The 21,916-nt window shown below is 63.7% G+C and carries 24 protein-coding genes; 14 read left to right on the top strand and 10 right to left on the bottom strand.

The window, feature by feature from the left end; all coding sequences use genetic code 11:
• Positions 1–19: 19 nt before the first annotated feature.
• The 4 genes from FJ426_RS12800 to FJ426_RS12815 all read right to left on the bottom strand — a co-directional run bounded on the left by FJ426_RS12800 (position 20) and on the right by FJ426_RS12815 (position 4,660).
• On the bottom strand, positions 20–820 hold the full coding sequence (locus FJ426_RS12800) for an ABC transporter permease (protein WP_140496194.1): 801 nt from the start codon (positions 818–820) through the stop codon (positions 20–22).
• On the bottom strand, positions 813–1,733 hold the full coding sequence (locus tag FJ426_RS12805; protein ID WP_140522306.1) for an ABC transporter permease: 921 nt from the start codon (positions 1,731–1,733) through the stop codon (positions 813–815). The genes FJ426_RS12800 and FJ426_RS12805 overlap by 8 nt, the downstream gene beginning before the upstream one ends.
• Positions 1,733–2,827, bottom strand: coding sequence for an ABC transporter ATP-binding protein (locus tag FJ426_RS12810; RefSeq protein ID WP_140560341.1), 1,095 nt, complete (start codon positions 2,825–2,827; stop codon positions 1,733–1,735). The genes FJ426_RS12805 and FJ426_RS12810 overlap by 1 nt, the downstream gene beginning before the upstream one ends.
• Before the next feature lie 153 nt (positions 2,828–2,980).
• Positions 2,981–4,660 carry an amidohydrolase gene (locus FJ426_RS12815; protein ID WP_140825223.1) on the bottom strand — a complete coding sequence of 560 codons (1,680 nt, stop codon included), beginning with the start codon at positions 4,658–4,660 and terminating at the stop codon, positions 2,981–2,983.
• Between the two features lie 246 nt (positions 4,661–4,906).
• Here FJ426_RS12815 and FJ426_RS12820 point away from each other — a divergent pair, with 246 nt between their 5' ends.
• The 4 genes from FJ426_RS12820 (at position 4,907) to FJ426_RS12835 (ending at position 8,568) form a co-directional block, all read left to right on the top strand.
• Positions 4,907–5,560, top strand: coding sequence for a TetR/AcrR family transcriptional regulator (locus tag FJ426_RS12820; protein ID WP_140560339.1), 654 nt, complete (start codon positions 4,907–4,909; stop codon positions 5,558–5,560).
• A gap of 22 nt (positions 5,561–5,582) precedes the next feature.
• On the top strand, positions 5,583–6,614 hold the full coding sequence (locus FJ426_RS12825) for a histone deacetylase family protein (protein WP_140560338.1): 1,032 nt from the start codon (positions 5,583–5,585) through the stop codon (positions 6,612–6,614).
• 476 nt (positions 6,615–7,090) lie between these two features.
• Positions 7,091–7,801 carry a helix-turn-helix transcriptional regulator gene (locus FJ426_RS12830; protein ID WP_140496200.1) on the top strand — a complete coding sequence of 237 codons (711 nt, stop codon included), beginning with the start codon at positions 7,091–7,093 and terminating at the stop codon, positions 7,799–7,801.
• A complete protein-coding gene (locus FJ426_RS12835) occupies positions 7,798–8,568 on the top strand; it encodes a helix-turn-helix transcriptional regulator (protein WP_140513628.1) in 771 nt (256 codons plus the stop codon). The genes FJ426_RS12830 and FJ426_RS12835 overlap by 4 nt, the downstream gene beginning before the upstream one ends.
• Here FJ426_RS12835 and FJ426_RS12840 read toward each other — a convergent pair whose 3' ends face one another.
• Genes FJ426_RS12840 through motA form a run of 6 tightly spaced genes read right to left on the bottom strand, consistent with a single transcriptional unit; the run spans position 8,569 to position 13,408 of the window.
• Positions 8,569–9,003, bottom strand: a complete 435-nt coding sequence (locus FJ426_RS12840; RefSeq protein ID WP_140560337.1) for a hypothetical protein — start codon at positions 9,001–9,003, stop codon at positions 8,569–8,571.
• Positions 9,000–10,082, bottom strand: coding sequence for a flagellar biosynthesis protein FlhB (flhB, locus tag FJ426_RS12845; protein WP_140522313.1), 1,083 nt, complete (start codon positions 10,080–10,082; stop codon positions 9,000–9,002). Before flhB ends, FJ426_RS12840 begins: the two co-directional genes overlap by 4 nt.
• Before the next feature lie 9 nt (positions 10,083–10,091).
• Positions 10,092–11,105 carry a flagellar motor switch protein FliG gene (locus FJ426_RS12850; RefSeq protein ID WP_140560336.1) on the bottom strand — a complete coding sequence of 338 codons (1,014 nt, stop codon included), beginning with the start codon at positions 11,103–11,105 and terminating at the stop codon, positions 10,092–10,094.
• A 43-nt stretch (positions 11,106–11,148) separates the two neighbouring features.
• Entirely contained in the window at positions 11,149–11,535 is a 387-nt protein-coding gene (fliN, locus tag FJ426_RS12855; protein WP_140496205.1) for a flagellar motor switch protein FliN, read from the bottom strand.
• 17 nt (positions 11,536–11,552) lie between these two features.
• Positions 11,553–12,500: a FliM/FliN family flagellar motor switch protein gene (locus FJ426_RS12860; protein ID WP_140825224.1), complete on the bottom strand. Its 948-nt coding sequence runs from the start codon at positions 12,498–12,500 to the stop codon at positions 11,553–11,555.
• Positions 12,501–12,532: 32 nt separating this feature from the next.
• Positions 12,533–13,408: a flagellar motor stator protein MotA gene (gene motA, locus FJ426_RS12865; RefSeq protein ID WP_140496207.1), complete on the bottom strand. Its 876-nt coding sequence runs from the start codon at positions 13,406–13,408 to the stop codon at positions 12,533–12,535.
• A 157-nt stretch (positions 13,409–13,565) separates the two neighbouring features.
• Between motA and FJ426_RS12870 the strand changes: the two genes are divergently transcribed.
• From FJ426_RS12870 to FJ426_RS12915, 10 genes are all read left to right on the top strand, one after another.
• Positions 13,566–15,377: a DUF1217 domain-containing protein gene (locus FJ426_RS12870; RefSeq protein ID WP_140560334.1), complete on the top strand. Its 1,812-nt coding sequence runs from the start codon at positions 13,566–13,568 to the stop codon at positions 15,375–15,377.
• 2 nt (positions 15,378–15,379) lie between these two features.
• Positions 15,380–16,102, top strand: coding sequence for a flagellar basal-body rod protein FlgF (flgF, locus tag FJ426_RS12875; protein WP_140513633.1), 723 nt, complete (start codon positions 15,380–15,382; stop codon positions 16,100–16,102).
• Between the two features lies 1 nt (position 16,103).
• Complete coding sequence (gene fliI, locus FJ426_RS12880) at positions 16,104–17,501, top strand: flagellar protein export ATPase FliI (RefSeq protein ID WP_140560333.1); 1,398 nt, start codon at positions 16,104–16,106, stop codon at positions 17,499–17,501.
• The gene (locus FJ426_RS12885; RefSeq protein WP_140560332.1) at positions 17,482–18,141 is read left to right on the top strand and encodes a hypothetical protein; all 660 of its coding nucleotides are present in this window, start codon (positions 17,482–17,484) and stop codon (positions 18,139–18,141) included. Before fliI ends, FJ426_RS12885 begins: the two co-directional genes overlap by 20 nt.
• Positions 18,142–18,227: 86 nt before the next feature.
• Positions 18,228–18,608 (top strand): flagellar basal body rod protein FlgB, encoded by a 381-nt coding sequence (gene flgB, locus FJ426_RS12890; protein ID WP_140496212.1) that lies wholly within the window; start codon positions 18,228–18,230, stop codon positions 18,606–18,608.
• Between the two features lie 2 nt (positions 18,609–18,610).
• Complete coding sequence (gene flgC, locus FJ426_RS12895; protein ID WP_140496213.1) at positions 18,611–19,027, top strand: flagellar basal body rod protein FlgC; 417 nt, start codon at positions 18,611–18,613, stop codon at positions 19,025–19,027.
• Positions 19,024–19,347, top strand: a complete 324-nt coding sequence (locus tag FJ426_RS12900; RefSeq protein ID WP_181165227.1) for a flagellar hook-basal body complex protein FliE — start codon at positions 19,024–19,026, stop codon at positions 19,345–19,347. The genes flgC and FJ426_RS12900 overlap by 4 nt, the downstream gene beginning before the upstream one ends.
• Positions 19,348–19,358: 11 nt before the next feature.
• Entirely contained in the window at positions 19,359–20,147 is a 789-nt protein-coding gene (gene flgG, locus FJ426_RS12905) for a flagellar basal-body rod protein FlgG (RefSeq protein WP_140496214.1), read from the top strand.
• A 5-nt stretch (positions 20,148–20,152) separates the two neighbouring features.
• The gene (gene flgA, locus FJ426_RS12910; protein ID WP_140496215.1) at positions 20,153–20,677 is read left to right on the top strand and encodes a flagellar basal body P-ring formation chaperone FlgA; all 525 of its coding nucleotides are present in this window, start codon (positions 20,153–20,155) and stop codon (positions 20,675–20,677) included.
• Complete coding sequence (locus tag FJ426_RS12915; protein ID WP_140496216.1) at positions 20,674–21,915, top strand: flagellar basal body P-ring protein FlgI; 1,242 nt, start codon at positions 20,674–20,676, stop codon at positions 21,913–21,915. Before flgA ends, FJ426_RS12915 begins: the two co-directional genes overlap by 4 nt.
• Position 21,916 lies beyond the last annotated feature (1 nt).

Here is a 21,916-nt window from a genome sequence, read left to right on the forward strand (position 1 = left end):
TTAACTCCCATTATCGGTTTCAGTCTCGTTTCCTGCTGACAAAGAAAAACAACGTGACGATCGCGACCGAAAGCAGCAGGAAGGCGGTCGATATCGCGTTGATCTCGGGTGTGATGCCGCGGCGGATCTGGCCGAGCATGTAGGTGGGCAGCGTGTCCTGGCCGCCCGACTTGACGAATTCGGTGATGACGACGTCATCGAGCGAGATGACGAAAGCCAGCATCAGGCCGGCGAGGATGCCGGGCCACAAAAGCGGCAGCGTGATGCGGCGGAAGGTCTTCCACGGCGTCGCATAGAGGTCGGCAGCGGCGCGTTCCAGCGTCAGGTCCATATTCTCCAGCCGCGCCCGGATCGGCAGGTAGGCAAACGGGATGCAGAACGCCGTATGCGCGGCGATCAGGTAGCCAAGGCCGGAATAGCCGGTGAAGATCTTGATGCGCGAGAAGAAGATCAGCAGCGCCACGCCGGTGACGATTTCGGGCACCATCAGCGGCTGGTTGATGGCCGCGTATTTGAAGGTCAGCCCGGGATAGGGCGGTGTGCGCGTGGTGGCGAGCGCGGCCATTGTGGCGAAGATGGTGGCAAGGGCCGCCGCTATGGCGCCGATCTGGAAGGAACGCATCGTCGCATCGATGACCTGCGTGTTCTGCCAGGCCGACTGGAACCATTTGAGCGAAAACCCGCCCCATTCCGAGGTCGAGCTCGCCGCGTTGAAGGCGTAGATGACCAGCACGATGATCGGCAGATAGAGCACCACGAAACAGGTCGCCGCGATCGCGGTGAAGCCCGGCTGGTGCTTGATGGAGAAGTTGCTAGCCATGACGCACCCCTGACTTGCCGGCGTTGCGCACATAGGCCAGCAGCGCCACCATGACGATGATCATGACCGTGATCGACAGCGCCGAGCCAAGCGGCCAGTTGCGGCCCTGTCCGAACTGCAATTCGATCAGGTTGGACAGCATCATGTTCTTGCCGCCGCCAAGCACGCTCGGCGTCACATAGGCGCCGAGGGCCGGAATGAAGACCAGGATGGAGCCGGCGATGACGCCGGGTTTGACCAGCGGGAAAATGATCTTGCGCAGCACCTTGAAGCGTGTCGCGTAGAGATCGTAGCCGGCCTCGACCAGCCGGAAATCGAGTTTTTCCATGCTGGCATAGATCGGCAGCACCATCAGCGGCAGGTAGACATAGGCCATGCCGATCAGGATCGCCGTGTCGGTGTAGAGGATCTGCACCGGCGCCGAGACGATGCCGAGCTTCAGAAGGATGGTATTGACGATGCCTTCGTTGCGGATGATCTGCAGAACAGCGAAAGTGCGGATCAGAAGGTTAGTCCAGAACGGGATGGTGATCAGGAACAGCCAGAGATCTCTGGTCTTTTCACTGCGCGTCGCCATGAAATAGGCGGTCGGGAAGCCGAGCGCCAAAGTCGCCAGCGTCGTCACCACCGCGAGCTTGATCGAGCGCAGGAAGATGGTGACGTGGGCGGCCGCCAGCGACAGCGTGTCGTCGAAAATGTCGCGTTCCATGAACACCGACACCCAGGCTTCCGGCGAAAATTGCCACTTCACGTCGCCATAGGCGCCGGGCGTCAGGAACGAATAGACGAGCACGATTAGCAACGGGCCGGTCGCGGCGAGCAGAATGACCAGCAGCGCCGGCGCTGACAGCAACCAGCGGGCGCGGACGTCGCGCCGCTCCGCTGCCTTGGCGACTTCTTCGGCGGTGGCCATCAGTCCCTCAGCACTTGCGCGGCGTCGTTGCCGATCAGGATGCCGACCTTGTCGCCGCGCTCGAAACCGCAGCCGGCGCTGCGCGTGTTCTGCTGGCGCACGGTGAAGGCTTCGCCGCTGTCGAGCTGGACATGGATATGCGTGTCGGTGCCGAAATAGACGATGTTGTCGACCGTGCCCGCCAGATCGCCCTTGCTCTTGGTCAGCTTGGCATGCTCCGGCCTCACCACCACGGTGGCGTTGTCCTTCGGCTGGAAGCCTTCGGCGACGGTCGCCTCGATGGTTGTGCCGGATTTGAGCGTCGCGCGCGCCTTGCCGTTGCCGGTGCCTGATATGCCCGCGGTGAGAAAATTGGTCTCGCCGATGAAGTCGGCGACGAAGCGTTCGGCAGGCTTGTCGTAGATATCCCACGGCGAGCCGACTTGCAGGATCTTGCCCGACGACATCACCGCGATGCGGTCCGACATCGTCAGCGCTTCTTCCTGGTCATGGGTGACGAAGATGAAGGTTATGCCGGTCTCGTGCTGCAGCCGCTTCAACTCGATTTGCATCTCCTTGCGGAGCTTGTAGTCGAGGGCGGAGAGCGGTTCGTCGAGCAGCAGCACCTTCGGTTGCGGCGCGAGCGCCCGGGCCAGCGCCACGCGCTGCTGCTGGCCGCCGGAAATCTGGCCGGTGCGCCGGCCCGCCAGCGCCTCCATCTTGACCAGCTTCAGCATCTCGGCAACGCGCGCCTTGATCTGCGCCTTGGGCTTGCCCAGCATCTCCAGGCCGAAGCCGATATTGTCTGCCACCGTCATGTGAGGGAACAGCGCATAGGACTGGAAGACGGTGTTGACCGGCCGCTTGAAGGGCGGCAATGGCGCGATGTCCTGGCCGTAAAGCAGGATTTCGCCGGCGGTTGGAAAGTCGAAGCCGGCGATCAGCCGCAGCAAGGTGGTCTTGCCGCAGCCGGATGGTCCCAGCAGTGTGAAGAATTCGTTTTCGCGGATGGATACCGAGACTGTGTCGAGGGCAGCGACCTGCCCCTCACCCGATCCGAAAATTTTGCTGACGTTTACTACTTCAATCGCATTCCGATCCGGTTTGTCCGGCACGATTACGCCTCACTGTTGACCCCGCTCTTGCTGGCGGAGCTTTTCCCCTATTGGATGTGACCACATGGCCGGTGGGTTGGCAAGTCCGGCATTGAATCACAGTTCAGTCGGTCATTTCAGTCCGCCATTTCAGCAGGCAAGCCGCATGCCATGTCAGGCCTGGTAGGTGACTTTGCCGCCGCAGATCGTTGTTACCGGGCGCACCTTGTGCAGGTCGGCCGGCATAGTATTTTCGATGTCAGCCGACAAAACCACCAGATCGGCCATATAGCCTGGCTTCAGCGTGCCCTTGCGGTGCTCGGCGAATTCGGCATAGGCGCCCTCGACCGTGTAGGCGGCAAGCGATTCACGCAGCGAGAAGCTCTGGTCCGGATCGCTTGATGCCCAGGGTTTGCGCATTACTGCCGCCTGGATGCCCAGGATCGGATCGATCGGCGACACCGGCCAGTCCGACGCGAACACGACATGCGCGCCGGCATTCTTCAGGGTGCGCCAGGCATAGCTCAGCGGCCAGCGCGCCGGTCCGATGCGCGACACAGTCGGCTCCAGCGGAAAATCCATGGCGCCGGGCGGATGCGGCGGCTGCATCGAGGCGATGACGCCGAGTTCCGCGAAACGCGGCACATCAGATGCGGCGATAACCTCTATATGTTCGACACGATGCCGGCTGTCGCGCTTGCCATTGGCCTTTTGCGCCGCCTCGTAGCCGTCGAGCACGGCGCGCACGGCGCCGTCGCCGATCGAATGCACGGCGATCTGCAGGCCGCGCCTGTCGACGGCGACGGCGAGATCGATGAATTGCTGGGGCGTGAACAGTGGTTCACCCACCCAGTCGGGACGGTCGGCATAGGGCTCGATCATGACGGCCGTCCAGGAATCGAGCACGCCGTCGTAGAACACCTTGACCATGCCTGACGACAGCCACTCGCCATTGTAGCGCTCGGCCATCGCCGAGGCCTTGTCGAGCATGTCGAGCGTCATGAAATTCTTGTAGTGGAAGGGTATCTGTACCCGGCAGGGCAGACCCTCCTCGGCCTCGATCTCGGCCAGCAATTCGAGCTGGTAGAGATTGCCGTCCATGTTCTGGATCGAGGTGATGCCGTGGCGCGCGCACCAGGCGAGCCCGCGCCGCATGATGTCGCGGTCGGCGGCGCGTTCTTCCGCCGATGGCATCGGGTTTGGCTCGCCGCCCGTCGCCAGCCCGAGCCGCACCCGGCCCTCGCCGGCAAGATCGAGCACCGGGCCGAAAGCCTCGCCCTCGCGCAATTCGCCATTGGCCAGGCCATCGTCGCCCATGACGATCTCGTTGCCGGGGCTAAGCGCGCGCCCATTCAGGATGCCGGCCATGTCCAGCGCCCTGCTGTTGGCCCACATCGTATGGTGATCGGGCGCGGCCATGACGAAGGGCCGGTCCGGCAGGATCGCATCGAGATGATGGCGCGTCACTCGCTCGTCGTCGAGCACGGTGTAGTCGACGCCCTGTCCGACCAGCATCTTGGCATCGGGGTGCGTCGACGCGTAGTCGCGGATCGCCTTTTGCAGCGCCTCGAAACCGTGGACGCCCGACAACTGGAGATGGGCAAGCTCGGCCGCGCCTGAAAACAGATGCATGTGGGCTTCGATGAAACCCGGGATCACCGAACCGCCCCTGGCGTCGATGACCCTGGTGGCCGGTCCCTTGAACTCTTCGATGGAGGCGTGGCTGCCGAGAGCGACGATGGCGCCATCCTTGACGGCAACGGCTTCGGCGGTCGGATTGTCATCGTCCATGGTCAACACACGACCATTGATGACGATCAGATCCGCCTTGTGACCCGCACCCGTGACAGACATCGCGACTCCGCGCTTTTGACTGAGACCGACAACCACTGCCCACGAGCTGCCGCTCCGCGGGAGGGGCGATGGGGAAAGATGATGCCGGCGCGCTGTCTTCGAAATTCCCCTTGTTATCCCCAAGTCAGCGTGGATAAAAGAATGCGACTAATCATTCGCGTTTGTCAACATGCGGAATTTGCAATGTATTGTGGACAACACTCTGCGCCGATGTTGGGACTGGGCGGGGAACGAGGACGTCAAGCCGTGAAGCGCAGTCTCGATCGCAAAACCAGGATAGCGCTCGAACCGCGCAAGCAGCCGCGCCAACAACGGTCGAGCAAGGTGGTGGACCGGATCCTCGACGCGGCGCTGATCCTGACCCGCGAGCAAGGCACAAGGACGCCGACGACGCTCGCCATAGCGCAGCGCGCGGGCCTGTCGGTTGGTTCGGTCTACCAGTACTTCCCCAACAAGGAAGCCATTCTCCTGGACCTCGCCCGGCGCTGGCTGTCATCCTTTCCCGAAGTGATCGCGAGGCGCATCAGGGTCGACCCGCCCACCAACCGGGAGGAGTTTCGGCGGGAGGTACGCAGGCTTTTCACGGACACCTCCAGGCTTTATCTCGACAATGCCAGCCTGATGCCGGTGATCGAGGCGATTTCAGGCAACGCCGACCTGAGGCCGATCCAGAACGAATATGACGACCAGATCATCGCCCTCTATGCGGCATGGCTGCGGCACGTGAACCCGGCTCTCGAAGACAAGGTCGCCAGCCGGCTCGGCCTGCTGATGATGGAGGTCGGGCACGCCTGCCGTCTTGTCGGCCTGAAAAGGGATCGCCGGACATACGACCTCATCGAGGACGATGTCGAAACCATGTGGCTCGCTCTGGTGACCCCCTATCTCAACCTTGACTGATTTCGCATTCGAGAGGAATTTCATGAAGACTGTCTATTCGCCGCTTCACGCCGGCCACGCCGGCCAGATGGAACTGGTCACATCGGCGATCGTGCCGGGTTTCGAAAAACCCTCGCGCGCCGAGTTCATCAAGGCGCGGGTCGACAGCGAGAAACTCGGGCCGATCATCGCGCCGGCCGAGCATGATCTTGCCGCCGCCAAGCGCATCCACAGGGCCGACTACGTCGATTTCCTGCCGACGGTCTGGCCGCAATGGATCGCCGAGGGCCACACAGGCACAGCCATGCCCTTCACCTGGCCGACACGCGGCCTGCGCGGCGACGTGCCGCCCAAGCGCGTCGACGCCCTGCTCGGCTATTATTCCTTCGACGGCGGCGCCACCTTCGTCGAAGGAACATGGGATGCGATCAAGTCCTCCTACGACGTCGCGCTGACCGCCGCGGGCCTGGTCAAGGCCGGCGAAGCCTCCGCCTTCGCGCTCTGCCGTCCGCCCGGCCACCATGCCGGAGCCGGCTTCATGGGCGGCTATTGCTACATCAACAACGCGGCCGTTGCCGCGCAGTGGTTCCGCGACCAGGGGGCCAGCCGCATCTCGATCCTCGATGTCGACTATCATCACGGCAACGGCACACAGGAGATCTTCTACGACCGCGCCGACGTGCAGGTCCTCAATTTGCACGGCGACCCGATGGTCGAATATCCGTTCTTCCTCGGCCATGCCGACGAGCGTGGCGCCGGCGCGGGCGAAGGTTTCAACATCAACTATCCCATGCCGTTCGGCACCGGCTGGGACGCCTGGAGCGCCTCGCTGGAAGACGCCTGCGCCAGGCTCGCCGCCTACGCGCCAGACGTCGTCATCGTCTCGCTCGGCGTCGACACGTTCGAGAAGGATCCGATCAGCCAGTTCAAGCTCAAGTCGTCGGACTATCCCATGATCGGCCGCCGCATCGCCAGGCTCGGCCTGCCGACGCTGTTCGTCATGGAAGGCGGCTACGCCGTCGAGGAAATCGGCATCAATGCCGTCGGCGTCCTGACCGGCTTCGAGGACCGGTGAAACCGGCTGCCCACAGCGCGGCAGCTTTCAGGGAAACACGAAAAAGGGCGGCGTCAGCCGCTCTTTGACATCCTCTAGCCCCTTGGTGGGCGCGACTGAAACAGCCCCGGCCGAGAAGACTGGCTTGCACGGCTCGAACATTTTCACGCACCGAAACGCGCGAAAATCGGCGCCTGAGTCGCGGCTTGAGTGCACTCGATTCGATTTTGTCAAATCGCGTTTGATGTCAGATTCATCTACGGGTAGATTAGACCCGAATCAGCCGGTCCTCGGGGGGCGCGGCGACCACCCAAAGTCTCACGTGCCGGAATATTCCGGCGCCAGACGCGGACGGCTTCGCGTTCCCTGAATGGATTCCGTCTGATCGGGCGCGACCCCGCGCTTGTGTGTGTCTCGTAAATGTAACGCGTTTTCAGGTTCGGCGGCTGGCTCTCCAGCATCCGGACGTCAGCATCGATTCCGGCCAAAAACAGCAAATGAGCAGTCCCGCCGCGCTTCTTCAATCCGACACATTGGGCTCGCGCCTGACGTCGCGCGGCGATCTCACCAGCTTTTTCATGGAGTTGACCGCCGAGATCGGTGCCGACAGCTATATGCTGGTCGCCATCGTCCACGATCAGGACCGCAACGACGCGCGCATCGTCTCGTCCAACTGGATTTTCGACGCCATCGAACTGATCGGCAAGCGGCTGATCGCTGGCCTTGCCCAGGGCGCGCTCACCGTTGCGCCGGGCATGCGTCCAAGGCCGCTGGTGTCGGCGCAGGCACCACAAGCCGAGGGGCTGGTCTCCGGCGAAGAGGCACGTCTGCTCGACGTGCTCGGCCATGCCGAGATCTATTCGCTCAGGCTGAATGTCGGCCGCCAACGCCTGTTCGCGCTGTTCTCGGCGGCAGCCGCCGGCCGGATCGACCAGCCAGCGCTGATGAAGGCGCAGCTGAAGTGCTGCTATGCGCTCTCGCATATTCCGCAACTGATCGCCGCCGCCGCCATGCAGGATCCGCTGTCGGACCGCGAGCGCGAATGCCTGTTCTGGGTCTCGGAAGGCAAGACCACGGACGAGGTTGCCGTCATCCTTGGCGTGTCCTCCAACACCGTCAACAGCTACATCACCCACGCCATCCAGAAATTCGCGGCCAGCAACCGCGCGATGGCCATCGCCACGGCGATCAGGAGCGGCATCATTTGAAACAGGCCGACGTCAAGCAGGCCGCCGAGGCCCTTTTCAACGACCAGCGCAATCCGTTCGGTGCCTTCTCGCTCGGCTCCGAAACGCATCACGCCGTGACCATTCCCGATGCTGTGCGGCGCTGCCGTTGGATCGCCGTCGACATCAATGCCTCGGCCTTCGGCCTGTTCTTCGTCAGCCCGTCGCTCGAGCGGGCGCGGCTGGTGCCGTGCTTCGATTCCGACTATCCCGGCATATCGGTGGCGACCAAGTTCATCTCGGGCGCCAATGGCGAGGAGATCGTGCGCCATAGCAGGATCTCGACCGAACCGCGCTGGTGGACGGATGACGGTGTGGCGGCCATGAGCGAGATGTTCGGCGGCCTTGCTTGGACCGAGCAGATGGCGCCGCTGGCGCCCGGCAGCAGCGGCATCGCCTTTCCCGTCCACGCCGATCGCGGCCAGTGCGGCCTCGTCGTCTTCCTCGGCTCGGAGATCGCCCTGCCGCAGGACGCGCTCTATGAAATCCACGCCCGTTGCTTTTCGCTGTTCGCCGCTGTCGCCCGCATGCGGCCGGGCGATGTCGGCAAGACGCGCGCGATCTCCAAACGCGAGCTCGAATGCCTGAAGCTGACCGCCAACGGCAATACCAGCGAGGAGATAGCGCGGCTGCTGAAACTGTCGGTGCATACTGCCAACCAGTATCTCACCCAGTCGACCCAGAAGCTCAACGCCGTCAACCGCAACCAAGCGGTCGCCAAGGCGCTGCGGCTCGGCCTGATCGAATAGTTAGAACGCCAGCGGCTCGACCTTGCGGATACGCGCCTGTTCGACCACCGCCTCGAGCAGGGCGGTGTTGTGCTCGGGGTCCTCGCCGGGCTTTTCGAACGACACGTAGTTGACCGCGACCGAGGCGCCTTTTTCGCTCAGCGTCAGCTGGAAATAGACGGCGACGCCGGGCGGCCGAAGCTCGAGATCGAGCACGATGCGCGGGCTACCGCTCCAGTCGACATGCGCCTCGCCGCCATGGCCGAGCCTCAGCGTGCCCGGCTTGAAGAACAGTTCCGCCGCGGAATCGACCAGGTCCGACAGGCAGGCGAAATGCTCCAGCCGGATGAAGGCGATATAATCGGCGACATCGATCAGCCTGAGCTCCGCCACGACTTGCTCGATGGCGCTGGCGACGATGATCTCGCGGGAGTTGGCGTGCGGTTGGCGGTTCATGAAATCTGTCTGCGCTCAGCCTTTTTCGAGTAGACGATCCGCACCAGTTCGGCGACGGCCTGGTAGAATTGCGACGGGATCACACTATCGACCGAAACTTGCTTGTACATGGAGCGGGCGAGCGCCACGTCCTCGAAGATCGGGATGTTGTGCTCGCGCGCGATTTCGCGGATCTTGAGCGCCACCAGATCCTGCCCCTTGGCCAGCACCAGCGGTGCCGAATCCTCGTCGCGCACATATTTAAGCGCGATCGAGAAGTGCGTCGGGTTGGCGATGATCAACGTCGCGCGCGGCACCGCCGTCATCATCCGCTTGCGAGCGCGGTCGCGCGCCAGCGAGCGCAGCCGCGACTTAACGATCGGGTCACCCTCGGACTGCTTGAACTCGTCCTTGACCTCCTGCTTGCTCATGCGCAGGTCCTGCTTCCAGTGGAAGCGCGACCAGACGATGTCGATCGCCGCGATCAGGCCCATGACGAAGACGATCGCCACCAGTATGTCGACCGCGATGCCGCGGATGACGAGGCCGAAGGCGACGGGATTGGTGATCATGCCGGCGAGCAGCTTGCGGTGATCCTCGGACAGCGTGAAGGCGAGCACGACGATGGCGAAGCCCACCTTGCCCAGCGCCTTCAGGAACTCGACCCAGCCCTGCACCCCGAACAGCCTGTTCCAGCCCTTGACGATCGAGATGCGCGACAGCTGCGGCCTGATGCGTTCGCCGACGAACTGCGGCATGTTCTGGAACACCGAGGCGCCGATGCCGGCGATGGTCAGGAGCACCAGCAGGCTGAGGATGGCACGGCCCACCTCCAGCATGACGATCTTGTAGAGCGCGATGACGTCGGTCTCGGTGTCCATCGGCCAGGCTTCCGGCTTCTCCAGGAACATCGACAGGAACATGCCGAGATCGACAATGGCATCCTTGGCGTAGAAGACGGTGAACACCAGTATGGCGACGAAGGAGGCCAGGAGCGCGGTCTCCCTCGAATGGGGCAGCTTGCCCTGTTCGATGGTGTCGCGGATCTTCTTTTCCGTCGCTTCTTCGGTTTTGGAATCCTTGTCGACCGCCTCTGCCATGATCCGGCCTTAGGCGGCGGCGTTCTGGGTCGCGGGAAGCTCGAACGCGCCTTCGCGCGCCAGCCGGATTGTCGTCGTCACGATCGTCTTGCGCGCCGCCATGATGTCGGCGAGGGGAACCCCTTCGGATCCTTGTCCGAGTTCGGCTTCGATCATGCGCCGCGAGCGCGCGCCGATCGCCGACAGCGCCGCTTCGGCAAGAATCGCCGAAGTGCCGCGCAGCGCCAGCGTGACCAGTTCGGTCGACAGCCCGTCGAATAGAAGCACGCGCGCTTTCTGGGTAAGCAGCGGCAAATCGTCAAAGGCGAACAGCCGAGCCCGGACGCCGTCGAGATCGGGCGTGCCGGCGGCCTCCAGGTCCTGCATGACCTCCTCGAGCAGCGGCTTGTCCAATTCGTTGAGAACGCTGGCGACGCGCGCCTGTCCGGCCGATGTATCCTTGGTCGCGGTTTCCGCCAGCACGCTGGTGCGCAGCCGGTTTTCGACGATCCTGCTGGCGGCATCGGGAACATTGGCCATCGTCACCATGCGCTTGATGATCTCGCCGCGCGTCGGCTTGCTCAACGTCAACAGCACGCTCGCCGCCGCCTGCGGCGCCAGCTTCGACAGCACCATGGCCGCAGTCTGCGGATGTTCACCGGCCAGGAAAGCACCAAGCCGCACCGGCTCGAGCTTCTCGAGCTCGGGCCAGATCGGCGGCGGACCTTCCGGCGCAACCTCGAATTTCTTGTCGCCCATGATCGCGCTCATCTCTTCCGGTGACAGCGATTCATTGAGGATGGTGTCCATCCTGTCGGCGGAATCGAGCAGTCCCGCCCCCTCCGTGAACTCCGCCTCGAACTCGGCGACGATGCGCTCGAGATCGCCTTGCGGAATGGTCCTGAGCAGCCGGGCGCCCTCGATGAGCGCCTTCAATTCCTCCTGCTTGAAGAATTTCAAGAGGCGGCTGGCCGACGGCTTGCCCATCGCCACCAGTATGGCGGCCGCCTTCTGCGGACGCGTCAGGGAAAGGGACGTCGTCATGCCTTTCGCTCCCGCTGTCGCCGGCAAGACCCGCGACGCATCTTCAGGCGCCCTTCGTGCCGGCGATGATTTCGGTCAGCCTGATGCCGAAGCGCGACGGGTCGCTTTCGAGCACGGTAATCTCGCCGCGCGCTATTCTGCGACCGTTGACCACCACGTCGACCGGTTCGCCGATGCGGCGGTTGAGCGCCACCGTGGAGCCCTTCTGCAGCGCCATCAGGTCGGACACCGGCATCTCGGTGCTACCGAGGATGATCTGGACGTCGACCGGGATGTTCATGATGACGCTCGAATTGGCAGCGGACGCGGCCTTGAACGCAATATCGGGGCGCTGTTCCTCTTCATGCAGAACCCCGCGCAATTCCTCGATGGCGCGGTCGAGCTGCTCGTCCGGCTGGTCGATTTCGGCTTCTGCCTTGGTCTTGGCCATGCATCGTCTCCAAAAGCTCAGGCGTGCCCGGCACCAGCCGGCATGAGCCCGTCGATAAAATCCTGTCCGGCATCATAGGGATGCTTTATCCGGACGGTGTAATTCTGTCCCAGCTTGCCGAACTCGCATACGAACAGCGTCTTGCCGCGCGCGCCGAGACGCGCTTGCGATTGCGCCGTTTCCTCGAATTCGATGATCTGGCCAATTTCGAAATCGGCAAGATCGCCGAGCGTCAGTCGGGCCAGCGGCATGGTCGCCTCGAGCGCCACCGTGGAGCGCATCACTTCTTCCGAAAAGCGCGCGCGCCAGCTGGCGCCCTGATCGTTCTCGCCGCCGGCGGCAGCGCTGTCCCGGCTGGCCAGCACGACGCGCTGCGGCATCGTAACCGTGACGGTGCCGCTGTCGGCCGGCGTCGAGATGCCAAAGACGATGCGGATTGCAGCGCCATCGCGCAACACGTGTCGTTTGGCTTCGGTGCCCGACATCGCCCGCGGCACTGGCAGGCGCAGGTCGAGCGACCGTCGTCCCGATCCGTTCAGTGCCTGCGCGACCTGCTGGAACATCATGGTCGAAACATCGACCTCGATCTGCGACAGATCACGCTCTATCGGCGATGCCGGCATCTCCGGGTCGCCGCCGAACAGCGTGCAAAGCGTGACCGCGATCGCCGGCGCATCGATCACCAGGGTCATGGCATCGGAGGACGTGGCTGACGCAACGATGGTCATGGCAAACGTATCGCCGGCACGGGAGCGGGCCTCCGCGACGCGGCTGACCTCGACGCCCCTGAGATCGACGGTGACCGGAACTCCAAGCTCACTGGTCAGGCTCTTCTGCAGCAGCGGCGCAGCGCGCTCTGCGATGCCCCGGCCGGTGCCGATGACCTGGGCGGCCTCGCCGCTGTCGCCGACCAGGCGCTCGATGATCAGCGAGCGCGCTTGTGAGGGACTGCCGGGACTGGTCATGACAATGTCGGCACCGATCTGTCGCGCATCGCTCAGGCGGCCCTTTTCTCGGCGGAGCCGGTGTTCATCGTGCTCTGCTCGACGGCGTCGATGGTCGGCCGCTCATAGGACGATATGGTCTTGCGGCCGAACTCGATCGCCACCTGCGGCAGGGCGCCGTTCATGTAGGCGAGCAACGTCTGCTTGACGATGATGTAGAGGCGATTCTTCTTCTCGCGCACCGTCTTGATCTTGGTGGCGACGGGCCCGACCACCGCGTAAGACAGGAAGATGCCGAGGAAGGTACCGACGAGGGCGGCGCCGATCAGGCCGCCAAGGATTTCCGGCGACTGGTCGAGCGCGCCCATCGCCTTGACCACGCCGAGCACGGCGGCGACGATCCCGAGCGCCGGCAGGCCGTCGCCGACCGCCACCAGCGCGTGGTAGGCTTTCATCTTGTCGGACTTGATGGTCTGGATTTCCTCATCCATCAGCGCCTCGATCTCGTGCGAACGGGCGTTGCCGATGATGATGATCCGGCAATAGTCGCAGATGAAATGCGTCAGGTCGTGGTTCTTCAGCACGGTAGGGAATGCCTGGAAGATCGCCGATTCCTCGGGATTGTCGATATGCGCCTCGACCTCGCTGCGCGACTTCGAACGCAGTTCACGCATCAGGCTGTGCAGCACGCCGAGCGTTTCCAGATAATCCTGCTCCTTCGGCACGGCCTGCTTGAAGGCTTCGAGGATGCCCCTGCCGGTGTCCTTGACCGTTTTCATCGGATTGGCGACGAGGAAGGTGCCGAGTGCGGCGCCGCAGATGACCACCGCTTCCCAAGGCTGCATCAGCACATGCAGATGCCCGCCCATGGCCATGAAGCCGCCAAGGACGCAGCCGAGCGTCACCACCAGTCCAATCAGAATGCCCACGAGAGGTCCTTCCGCATTTCAAGTCAGCTGCAAGGGATAGTCCCCGTGCCTTGTGTGAGGCTTGAATCGGAGCGGCATCGAGCCGATTGGCGCGATTCAGTTTCGCGCAAGGAAGTGAGTCTATTGTGCTGGCATAGCTTCGGCCGGAGGCGCGTCCTTGCTCAGTACCTATACCAGCTACCAGTTGATCACCAGGGACATCGACAAGTCGATCGACCGCATCGAAAAGCAGCCGACGGTCGATCGCGACACCAAATATTATCTGGACAACATCACCAAGGTGAAATCGATCGACGATTTCGTCAACAATGACCGTTTGTTCAAATATGCCATGAAGGCCTACGGCCTGGAGGACATGGCTTACGCCAAGGCGTTCATGGTCAAGGCGCTCAAGGAAGGCGTTTCCGACCCCGACAGTTTCGCCAACAAGCTGACCGACAAGCGCTACGCCGAATTTGTCAGCGCCTTCAACTTCGCAGCCAACGGCGCCAATACCACCGTTTACAACAAGTCGCAGCAGCTGGTGACCGGCAACTATGCGCTGCAAGTCCAGATCGGCGCCTCGCAGGCGGGCTTCTCTTACTATCAGAGCGAAACCGCCTATTATGTCACCAACATCTCCAAGGTTAAGTCGATCGACGACCTGATGGGCGACAGCCGCCTGCTGACATACGCGATGGCCGCATTCGGGCTCGACGCCGAAACCGAACCGGCCGCAACGGTCAGGGCGATGCTCGAAGGTGGCGTCAGCGATCCCAACAGTCCCGCCAACAAGCTGACCGACAAGAGTTACGCCAACTTCGTCTCTGCGTTCGACTTCCCCAAGTATGGCGACCAGACGACCACGCGCGACAACGTCCAGCAGGCGGTGCCTAAGGGCTACATGGCCGGAGCCGGGCTGACGTTGGTCAAGCCGAGCGCGCAGTACGTCAAGGGCGAGGCCGACTACTACGCGGCAAACGTTTCCAAGGTGAAGTCGATTGACGACCTCATGGCGGACAAGCGCCTGCTTACATTCGCCATGGCGTCCTATGGACTGGATGCGTCAACCGAAACCCCGCGGCAGATCCGCGCCATGCTCGAGGGCGGCGTGAGCGATCCCAACAGCCCTGCAAACAAGCTGACCGATAAACGATACGCCAACTTTGTCACGGCCTTCGATTTTGCCCAATATGGCGATCAGACGACCACGCGCGACGCAGTGCTGAACGATACGCCGAAAATCTACACGACAGGGTCGGCGCTTGGCCTGATCAAGCCAAATGCGGACTACATCAAGTCGGAGACCGCATATTATCTGGCCAACATCACGAACGTGAAATCCATCGACGATCTGATGGCCAACAGCCGCTTGTACAATTATGCCCTCTCGGCCTACGCGCTCGATCCGGCGACAGAGAGGAAGGATCTCATCCGCAGCGTTCTGGCCGGTGGCGTCCGCGACCCCGACAGCGTCGCCAACAAGATGACCAACAAAGCCTATGCCGGGCTCGCCTCCGCCTTCAACTTCGAACAATACGGCGAAGCGGCCACCACGACCAATCCGGCACAGCAGCCGACCGTCGACAAATACATGCGCCAGACGTTGGAGGAGGATGCCGGCCAAACCAACGAGGGCGTACGGCTGGCGCTCTATTTCCAGCGCAAGGCGCCTGATATCACCAGCTGGTATAATGTGCTCGCCGACACCGCTCTTGCCAGTGTGGTGCGCACCGTGCTCGGCCTGCCCGATTCCTTCGCCACCGCCGATGTCGACAAGCAGGCGCAGCTGTTCGAGCAGAAGCTCGACATTTCCGATTTCTCCGACCCCGAAAAGCTCGGCAAGTTCCTGACCCGCTTCACCTCCATGTACGAGATCAACCACCCGACCTCGTCAGCCGTGTCGTCGATCAGCGTGCTCTTCGCCAAGCCGGTCACGGCGGGGATCTCCACCGACCTGATGATGGCCATGCAGAAGTTGAAGTTCTGACCATGCGGGACAGTCTCTACGTCGCCCTTTCCTCGCAGATCGCGCTCGAGCGTCGGCTCGACACGATCGCCGACAATGTCGCCAACGCCTCGACCGTCGGCTTTCGCGCCACCGGCGTGAAGTTCGAGGACGTGGTGTCCGGCACCGGGCCGAAATCCGTGTCCTTCGCCTCCTCGGGCAAGACCTACCTTTCCGGCGCCCATGGCTCCCTGACCGAGACCGGCAATCCGTTCGATTTCGCAATACAGGGCGACGCCTGGTTCGCCATCGAGACGCCGGTCGGCACCGTCATGACCCGCGATGGCCGCTTCTCGATGAACGAGAATGGCGAGCTGATGTCGGTCGAGGGCCATCCCGTGCTCGACGCCGGCGGCGCACCGATCCAGCTCGACCCCCGCAACGGCCCGCCCAAGGCCGGAGCCGACGGATCGTTGCGCCAGAACGATCAGCTGGTAGGCTCCATCGGCCTGTACAATTTCGATCCGGGTGAGAATTTCGTGCGCTACGGCAATTCCGGCATCGTGCCGGCGCGCACGCCCGAGCCGGTGACCGATCGCGCCGATATCGGCGTCGCCCAGGGCTTCGTCGAGGAATCCAACGTCAATCCGGTGCTGGAGATGACGCGGCTGATCATGGTCCAGCGCGCTTTCGAGAACACCGCCGCCCTGATGCGGCAGACTGATTCCTCCACCGACGAGGCGATCAAGACGCTCGGCTCGAAGTAACATGTCGCTCGACCAGCCAACCCTGCGCGCACCCGAAAGACTGCCCCAGCCAACGCCGGAAGACCGGCTTGCCGCGCTGGAGCGGATATGGCGGCGCTTCAGCGATGCCGAGGGACTGCTCAAACGCGGCGGCCTCGTCACCGAAGTCACATCGACGCATTACAAGGTGCGCGGCCTTTCGGATTTCGCCAGGCTGGGCGATCTTGTCGAACAGCGCGGCCATGCCGGCACGCGCCGCGGCGAGATCGTCAAGATCAGCCGCGACGAGATTGTCGTGGCCCCCTTCGAACGCAGTGCCGATGCCGGCATAGGCGACGCCGTTTTCCGTCGCGGTCCGCTCGCCGTGGCGCCGCATGCCTCGTGGCGCGGCCGCACGATCGACGCGCTCACCCGGGCGATCGACGGTGGCCCGCCATTGATCAGGGGCGACGGCATGTCCGGGGCCGCCACGCCCGGCGCCATGGCGCGCCAGCGCGTCGGCACCGCCTTCATGACCGGGGTCAAGATCATCGACATTTTCACGCCGCTCTGTTTCGGCCAGCGCATGGGCGTCTTTGCCGGTTCCGGTGTCGGCAAGTCGACGCTGCTGGCCATGCTCGCCGGCGCAGACGCCTTCGACACCGTGGTCGTGGCGCTGATCGGCGAACGCGGCCGCGAGGTCCGCGAATTCCTCGAGGACACGATCGGCGACAGCCTGGCCAAGACCGTAGCCGTCGTCGCCACGAGCGACGAAAGCGCCATGATGCGCCGGCGCGCGCCGGACACCGCGATGCGCGTCGCCGAACATTTTCGCGACCAGGGCCACCGCGTGCTTCTGGTGCTGGATTCGATCACCCGCTTTGCCCACGCCCTGCGCGAAGTGGCGACGGGAACGGGTGAGCCGCCGGTCGCGCGCGGCTATCCCGCTTCGGTTTTCACCGAGCTGCCGAAGCTGCTCGAACGCGCCGGGCCGGGAGTGGAAGGGAAAGGATCGATCACCGCGATCATTTCCGTGCTGGTCGACGGCGACGACCACAACGATCCGGTGGCCGATTCCGTGCGCGGCATCCTTGACGGCCATGTCGTGCTCGACCGCGCGATCGCCGAACAGGGCCGCTATCCGCCGGTCAATCCGCTGTCGTCCATATCACGCCTGGCCGGCAAGGCTTGGAGCGTCGAGCAGCGCGCGCTGGTGACGCGGCTGAAGTCGATGATCTCCCGCTTCGAGGACACGCGCGACATCCGCCTGCTTGGCGCCTACCAGGGCGGCGCCGACGTGGAACTCGACATGGCGGTGCGCCAGGTACCCCTGATCTACGAGGCGCTGATGCAATCGCCCAAGGACCGCCCGTCCGCTGATCCGTTCTCCGATCTCGCCCGCCATCTCAAGGGAAAGCAGAATGCCGAACCAGGGGACTGAGCTCCAGCATACCGAGCGCATCCTGCGCGAAATGATCGCTGAGGCGAAAGCCGAAGAAGAGATAGAAGCCAGCCGCAACTCGGCCATCGACGGGCTCTTCGCGGCGCCGCAATGGCCGCAGCCGCCCAAGACCGCGTTTCCCAGGCTGGGCAAGAAGGCCGGGCGGCGCAGCGACTTCGTCATCGCCGCGCTCGGCATCACGCTCGGCCTGATCTGCGCGCTGTTTCCCTGGTATATCTTCTTCAATCAGGAACAGTTCGGCGTCCAGGCAATCAAGTTCGGCGGCACCGGCACCAATTCTGGACGCGAGGGCGGCGGCGTGGTTGCCGAGCGCAGCGCGCCGCTGACGGCCAAGGACGTTCCGAATGCCAATATCGACCTGCTTGCCACCGGAACCGTGCAGGGCGATCCCAGCGCCGCCCCGGCACCAGATGACCAGCCCTTTCCAGCCGACGTCACCAAATTCCGCATGGTCCACGTCGCCAATGGCCGCGCCATGATCGAGGACGACACCGGGCTGTGGATGGTCCAGCGCGGCTCGATACTGCCGGATTCCAACAAGGTGTCGTCGATCGAGCAACGCAACGGCAAATGGGTGATGGTCACCAGCGCCAACCAGGTGATCGAGCTTTCCAGATAAGTTCGCCGCGCTTGCCGGTTGCGTCCGCCCGCAAGGTCCGCGCAAGACTGGCGGCCTAGTCTTTGGGCACACGCCCGGAGATTCCCATGGAGCCCGTTTCTCTTTTCGATCTCGCCGCCAAGCAGGCGCAATGGCTGGCCGTGCGTCAGTCGGCGGTCGCCGGCAACATCGCCAACGCCAACACGCCGGGCTATACGGCAAACGATGTCGAGCCGTTCGAAAAGGTGCTCGACCGCGCGGCGGTGTCGTTGCAGACGACACAGGCCGGACACCTCGGCAGCGCCGCGACCAATGCCGGTTTCGCGATCAAGCCACAGGAAGACGACGGCGTCGTCATGCCGTCAAAAAACACCGTCGTGCTCGAGGACCAGCTTCTCAAGGCCGGTGAGGTGCGCCGCTCCTTCGAGCTCAACACGGCAATCGTCAAGGCATTCCATTCGATGATGATGATGGCGGTGAAGAGCTGACCATGGACGCGCTCACAGCAGCCCTCAAAGTAGCAGCCTCCGGCCTCGGCGCCCAGTCGGAGCGGCTGCGCGTGGTTTCCGAAAACCTCGCCAATGCCCAGTCGACCGGCACCACCCCCGGCTCCGACCCCTATCGCCGCAAGACCATCAGCTTCGTCTCGGAGCTCGACCGGACCACTGGCAGCTCAACGGTCGAAGTGAACTCGATCGACCGCGATCCCAGCGATTTTCCCGTGGAATTCCAACCCGGCAACGAGGCCGCCGACGACAAGGGCTACGTCAAGATGCCCAACGTCAACGTGCTGATCGAAATGGCTGACATGACCGAGGCCAACCGCTCCTACGAGGCTAACCTGCAAGTCGTGAAGCAGGCGCGCGATCTCATTTCAATGACCATCGACCTGATGAGGAACCAATGATCGTGAACGGCATCGGCGCGCTCAACTTGAAGCCTGGACTTGGCGACACGGCGACTGAGCTGCTTCAGGGCGGCGTTGCGCCCGCGAGCGCAGGCAACCTCGGCACCTCCTTCGCCGAGGCGCTGAGCCAGGCGGCCACAAAGACCGTCAACACGTTGCAGAACGCCGAGCAGGTCTCGGTCCAGGCGCTTAAGGGCGACGCCGACACCCGTCAGGTCGTCGATGCCGTGATGAGCGCCCAGCAGGCGCTGCAGACCGCCGTCGCCATCCGCGACAAGGTGGTCTCGGCCTATCTCGAAGTCAGCCGCATGGGCATCTGAGGAGTTCGGCCATGAAAGCACTCGCCATCGCCGCCACCGGCATGAACGCCCAGCAGACCAATCTGGAAGTCATCGCCAACAATATCGCCAACATCAACACCACCGGCTACAAGCGGGCGCGGGCCGAATTCTCCGACCTGCTCTACCAGGTCGACCGCACGCAAGGCGTGCCCAACCGCTCCAACGCTTCGCTGGTGCCGGAGGGCGTCTCGATCGGCCTCGGCGTCAAGACCACCGCCGTGCGCAACGTCCACACCCAGGGCGAACTGACCAGCACCGGCAACAGTTTCGACATGGCGCTCACCGGCAGGGGCTGGTTCCAGATCGAAGGCGCCGATGGCGGCACGCTCTACACCCGCGCCGGCGCCTTCAACACCAACGCCACAGGCCAGTTGGTGACGGTGGACGGCGCCAGCATCATTCCAGCGATCAACGTCCCGGTCGACGCCGTCGAGGTCATCGTCAACAAGACGGGCCAGGTCTTCGCCCGCATCGACGGCCAGACCGACCTGCAGAATCTCGGCCAGCTCCAGATCGTCAACTTCGCCAACGAAGCCGGACTGGCGCCGCTCGGCGACAATCTGTTCCAGGAAACGACCGCTTCCGGCCCGGCCAATGCCGGCGTGCCCGGCGATCCAGGCTTCGCCACCATCCAGCAAGGCTATCTCGAGGCCTCCAACGTCGACCCGGTCAAGGAAATCACCGAACTGATCTCGGCGCAGCGCGCTTATGAGATGAATTCCAAGGTCATCCAGGCCGCCGACGACATGGCCTCGGTCGTCTCCAAGAACATCAGGTAACGACAATGGCCGGTCCGGTCTCCTGCTCCGCGTTCCGCCGCACGGCGCTCGTCCTTGCGCTGGTGACCGGCGGCATGCCGGCTTTCGCGCAGGATGCGGCCAACCGGTCGGCAACGCAGATCGCCAGCAGCCAGCCTGCCGGCGAGGTCGTGCTGATCCCAAACCGGGTCATTTATCCCGGCGAGACCATCGAGCTCGCGGCCCTCAAGCAGGTGACTCTCATCCCCGGCAAGCACAAGCCCGACGCGGTGGCGACCCTTGCCGAGGAACTCCAGGGCAAGATCGCCAAGCGCACGCTGCTGCCCGGCCGCTACATCCCCGCCGCCGCCATTCGCGACGCCTGGCTGGTCGAGCAGGGCGCAGCCGTGCAGGTCTTCTTCATCGCCGGCGGACTGACGATATCGGCCACCGCCGTGACCTTGCAGCCAGGCTCGGCCGGCGATCTCATCAAGGTTCGCAACAGCGACAGCGGGAAAATTCTCTCCGGCACGGTGATGGCTGACGGAACCATCCAGGTCAGCGCTTCATGATGCGTCCGCTTGCTCTTCTGCTTGCGGCCACGCTCGGCCTGCAGCCTGCCTTGGCCGACGGCCTCACGCCCAAGGCCAAGCGCGAACTCGCCGCCAGGAATGGCGGCGTCTATGACGATCCTGAATATGATCCGGCCACCACCACGCGCATGTTCCGCGTCTCGCCCGGGCCAAGCTCGCTGCCGCCAGGCCAGGTCGCCTCGCGCATCAAGGACGTCGCGCAGCTGCAGAGTTCGCGCGACAACCAGCTCGTCGGCTACGGCTTGGTCATCGGCCTCGCCGGATCAGGCGACAGCTTGCGCAACTCGCCGTTCACCGAACAGTCGATCCGCGCCATGCTGGAGAATCTCGGCATCGCCACCGAAGGCGGCAGAGCGCGCGCCAAGAACGTCGCCGCCGTCATCGTCACCGCCAACATGCCGCCCTACGTGCAGTCGGGCGCGCGCATCGACATCGACGTTTCTTCGATGGGCGACGCCACCTCGCTCGCAGGCGGCACGCTGATCATGACGCCGCTGAAGGCGGCGGACGGTGAGATCTATGCCGTCGGCCAGGGCGCGGTCATCGTTTCGGGCTTCACCGCCCAGGGCCAGGCCGAGCAGTTGACGCAAGGCGTCCCGACCGCGGGCCGCGTGCCGAACGGCGCCATCATCGAGCGTGCCGTGAAGGCCGAGTTCGATGACCAGCCGATACTGACGCTGCAGCTGCGCAATCCCGATTTCTCGACCGCCATTCGCATCGCCGACGCGATCAATGACTACACCAGCCAGCGCTTCGGCATGCGCGTGGCGGCCGAGCGCGATTCCCGCACCGTGCAGATCAGACGGCCGAAAAGCGTCTCGGCGGCCCGCTTCTACGCCGAGATCGAGAACCTGGTGGTCGAATCCGATACGCCGGCCCGCGTCGTCATCGATGAGCGCACCGGCACCATAGTCATCGGCAACGACGTCAAGATCTCGCGCGTGGCCATCAGCCACGGCACGCTGACGGTGCGCATCACCGAAGCGCCGCGCGTCGTGCAGCCCGAACCCTTCTCCAAGGGCGAAACCGCCGTCGAGCCGTTTACCGCCATCGACGCCAGCCGGCCCGACGCACGCGTCGCCGTGCTCGACGGCCCCGACCTGCAAACCCTTGTTTCCGGCCTCAACCGCCTCGGCGTGAAGCCCGACGGCATCATTGCCATCCTGCAAGGCATCAAGTCGGCCGGCGCTCTGCAAGCCGATCTGGTTCTCCAATAGG

It is taken from the genome of Mesorhizobium sp. B2-6-4, from assembly GCF_006441495.1.
Lineage (GTDB): Bacteria > Pseudomonadota > Alphaproteobacteria > Rhizobiales > Rhizobiaceae > Mesorhizobium.

Coding starts and splice junctions, on each gene's coding strand:
- fliI (WP_140560333.1), top strand. CDS start 16,104: ATGTCGCTCGACCAGCCAACCCTGCGCGCACCCGAAAGACTGCCCCAG.
- fliN (WP_140496205.1), bottom strand. CDS start 11,535: ATGGCCAAGACCAAGGCAGAAGCCGAAATCGACCAGCCGGACGAGCAG.
- flgF (WP_140513633.1), top strand. CDS start 15,380: ATGCGGGACAGTCTCTACGTCGCCCTTTCCTCGCAGATCGCGCTCGAG.
- FJ426_RS12915 (WP_140496216.1), top strand. CDS start 20,674: ATGATGCGTCCGCTTGCTCTTCTGCTTGCGGCCACGCTCGGCCTGCAG.
- FJ426_RS12830 (WP_140496200.1), top strand. CDS start 7,091: ATGAGCAGTCCCGCCGCGCTTCTTCAATCCGACACATTGGGCTCGCGC.
- FJ426_RS12840 (WP_140560337.1), bottom strand. CDS start 9,003: ATGAACCGCCAACCGCACGCCAACTCCCGCGAGATCATCGTCGCCAGC.
- FJ426_RS12815 (WP_140825223.1), bottom strand. CDS start 4,660: ATGTCTGTCACGGGTGCGGGTCACAAGGCGGATCTGATCGTCATCAAT.
- FJ426_RS12825 (WP_140560338.1), top strand. CDS start 5,583: ATGAAGACTGTCTATTCGCCGCTTCACGCCGGCCACGCCGGCCAGATG.
- flgC (WP_140496213.1), top strand. CDS start 18,611: ATGGACGCGCTCACAGCAGCCCTCAAAGTAGCAGCCTCCGGCCTCGGC.
- flgB (WP_140496212.1), top strand. CDS start 18,228: ATGGAGCCCGTTTCTCTTTTCGATCTCGCCGCCAAGCAGGCGCAATGG.
- FJ426_RS12850 (WP_140560336.1), bottom strand. CDS start 11,105: ATGACGACGTCCCTTTCCCTGACGCGTCCGCAGAAGGCGGCCGCCATA.
- FJ426_RS12900 (WP_181165227.1), top strand. CDS start 19,024: ATGATCGTGAACGGCATCGGCGCGCTCAACTTGAAGCCTGGACTTGGC.
- FJ426_RS12885 (WP_140560332.1), top strand. CDS start 17,482: ATGCCGAACCAGGGGACTGAGCTCCAGCATACCGAGCGCATCCTGCGC.
- flgG (WP_140496214.1), top strand. CDS start 19,359: ATGAAAGCACTCGCCATCGCCGCCACCGGCATGAACGCCCAGCAGACC.
- FJ426_RS12805 (WP_140522306.1), bottom strand. CDS start 1,733: ATGGCCACCGCCGAAGAAGTCGCCAAGGCAGCGGAGCGGCGCGACGTC.
- FJ426_RS12800 (WP_140496194.1), bottom strand. CDS start 820: ATGGCTAGCAACTTCTCCATCAAGCACCAGCCGGGCTTCACCGCGATC.
- FJ426_RS12860 (WP_140825224.1), bottom strand. CDS start 12,500: ATGACCAGTCCCGGCAGTCCCTCACAAGCGCGCTCGCTGATCATCGAG.
- flgA (WP_140496215.1), top strand. CDS start 20,153: ATGGCCGGTCCGGTCTCCTGCTCCGCGTTCCGCCGCACGGCGCTCGTC.
- flhB (WP_140522313.1), bottom strand. CDS start 10,082: ATGGCAGAGGCGGTCGACAAGGATTCCAAAACCGAAGAAGCGACGGAA.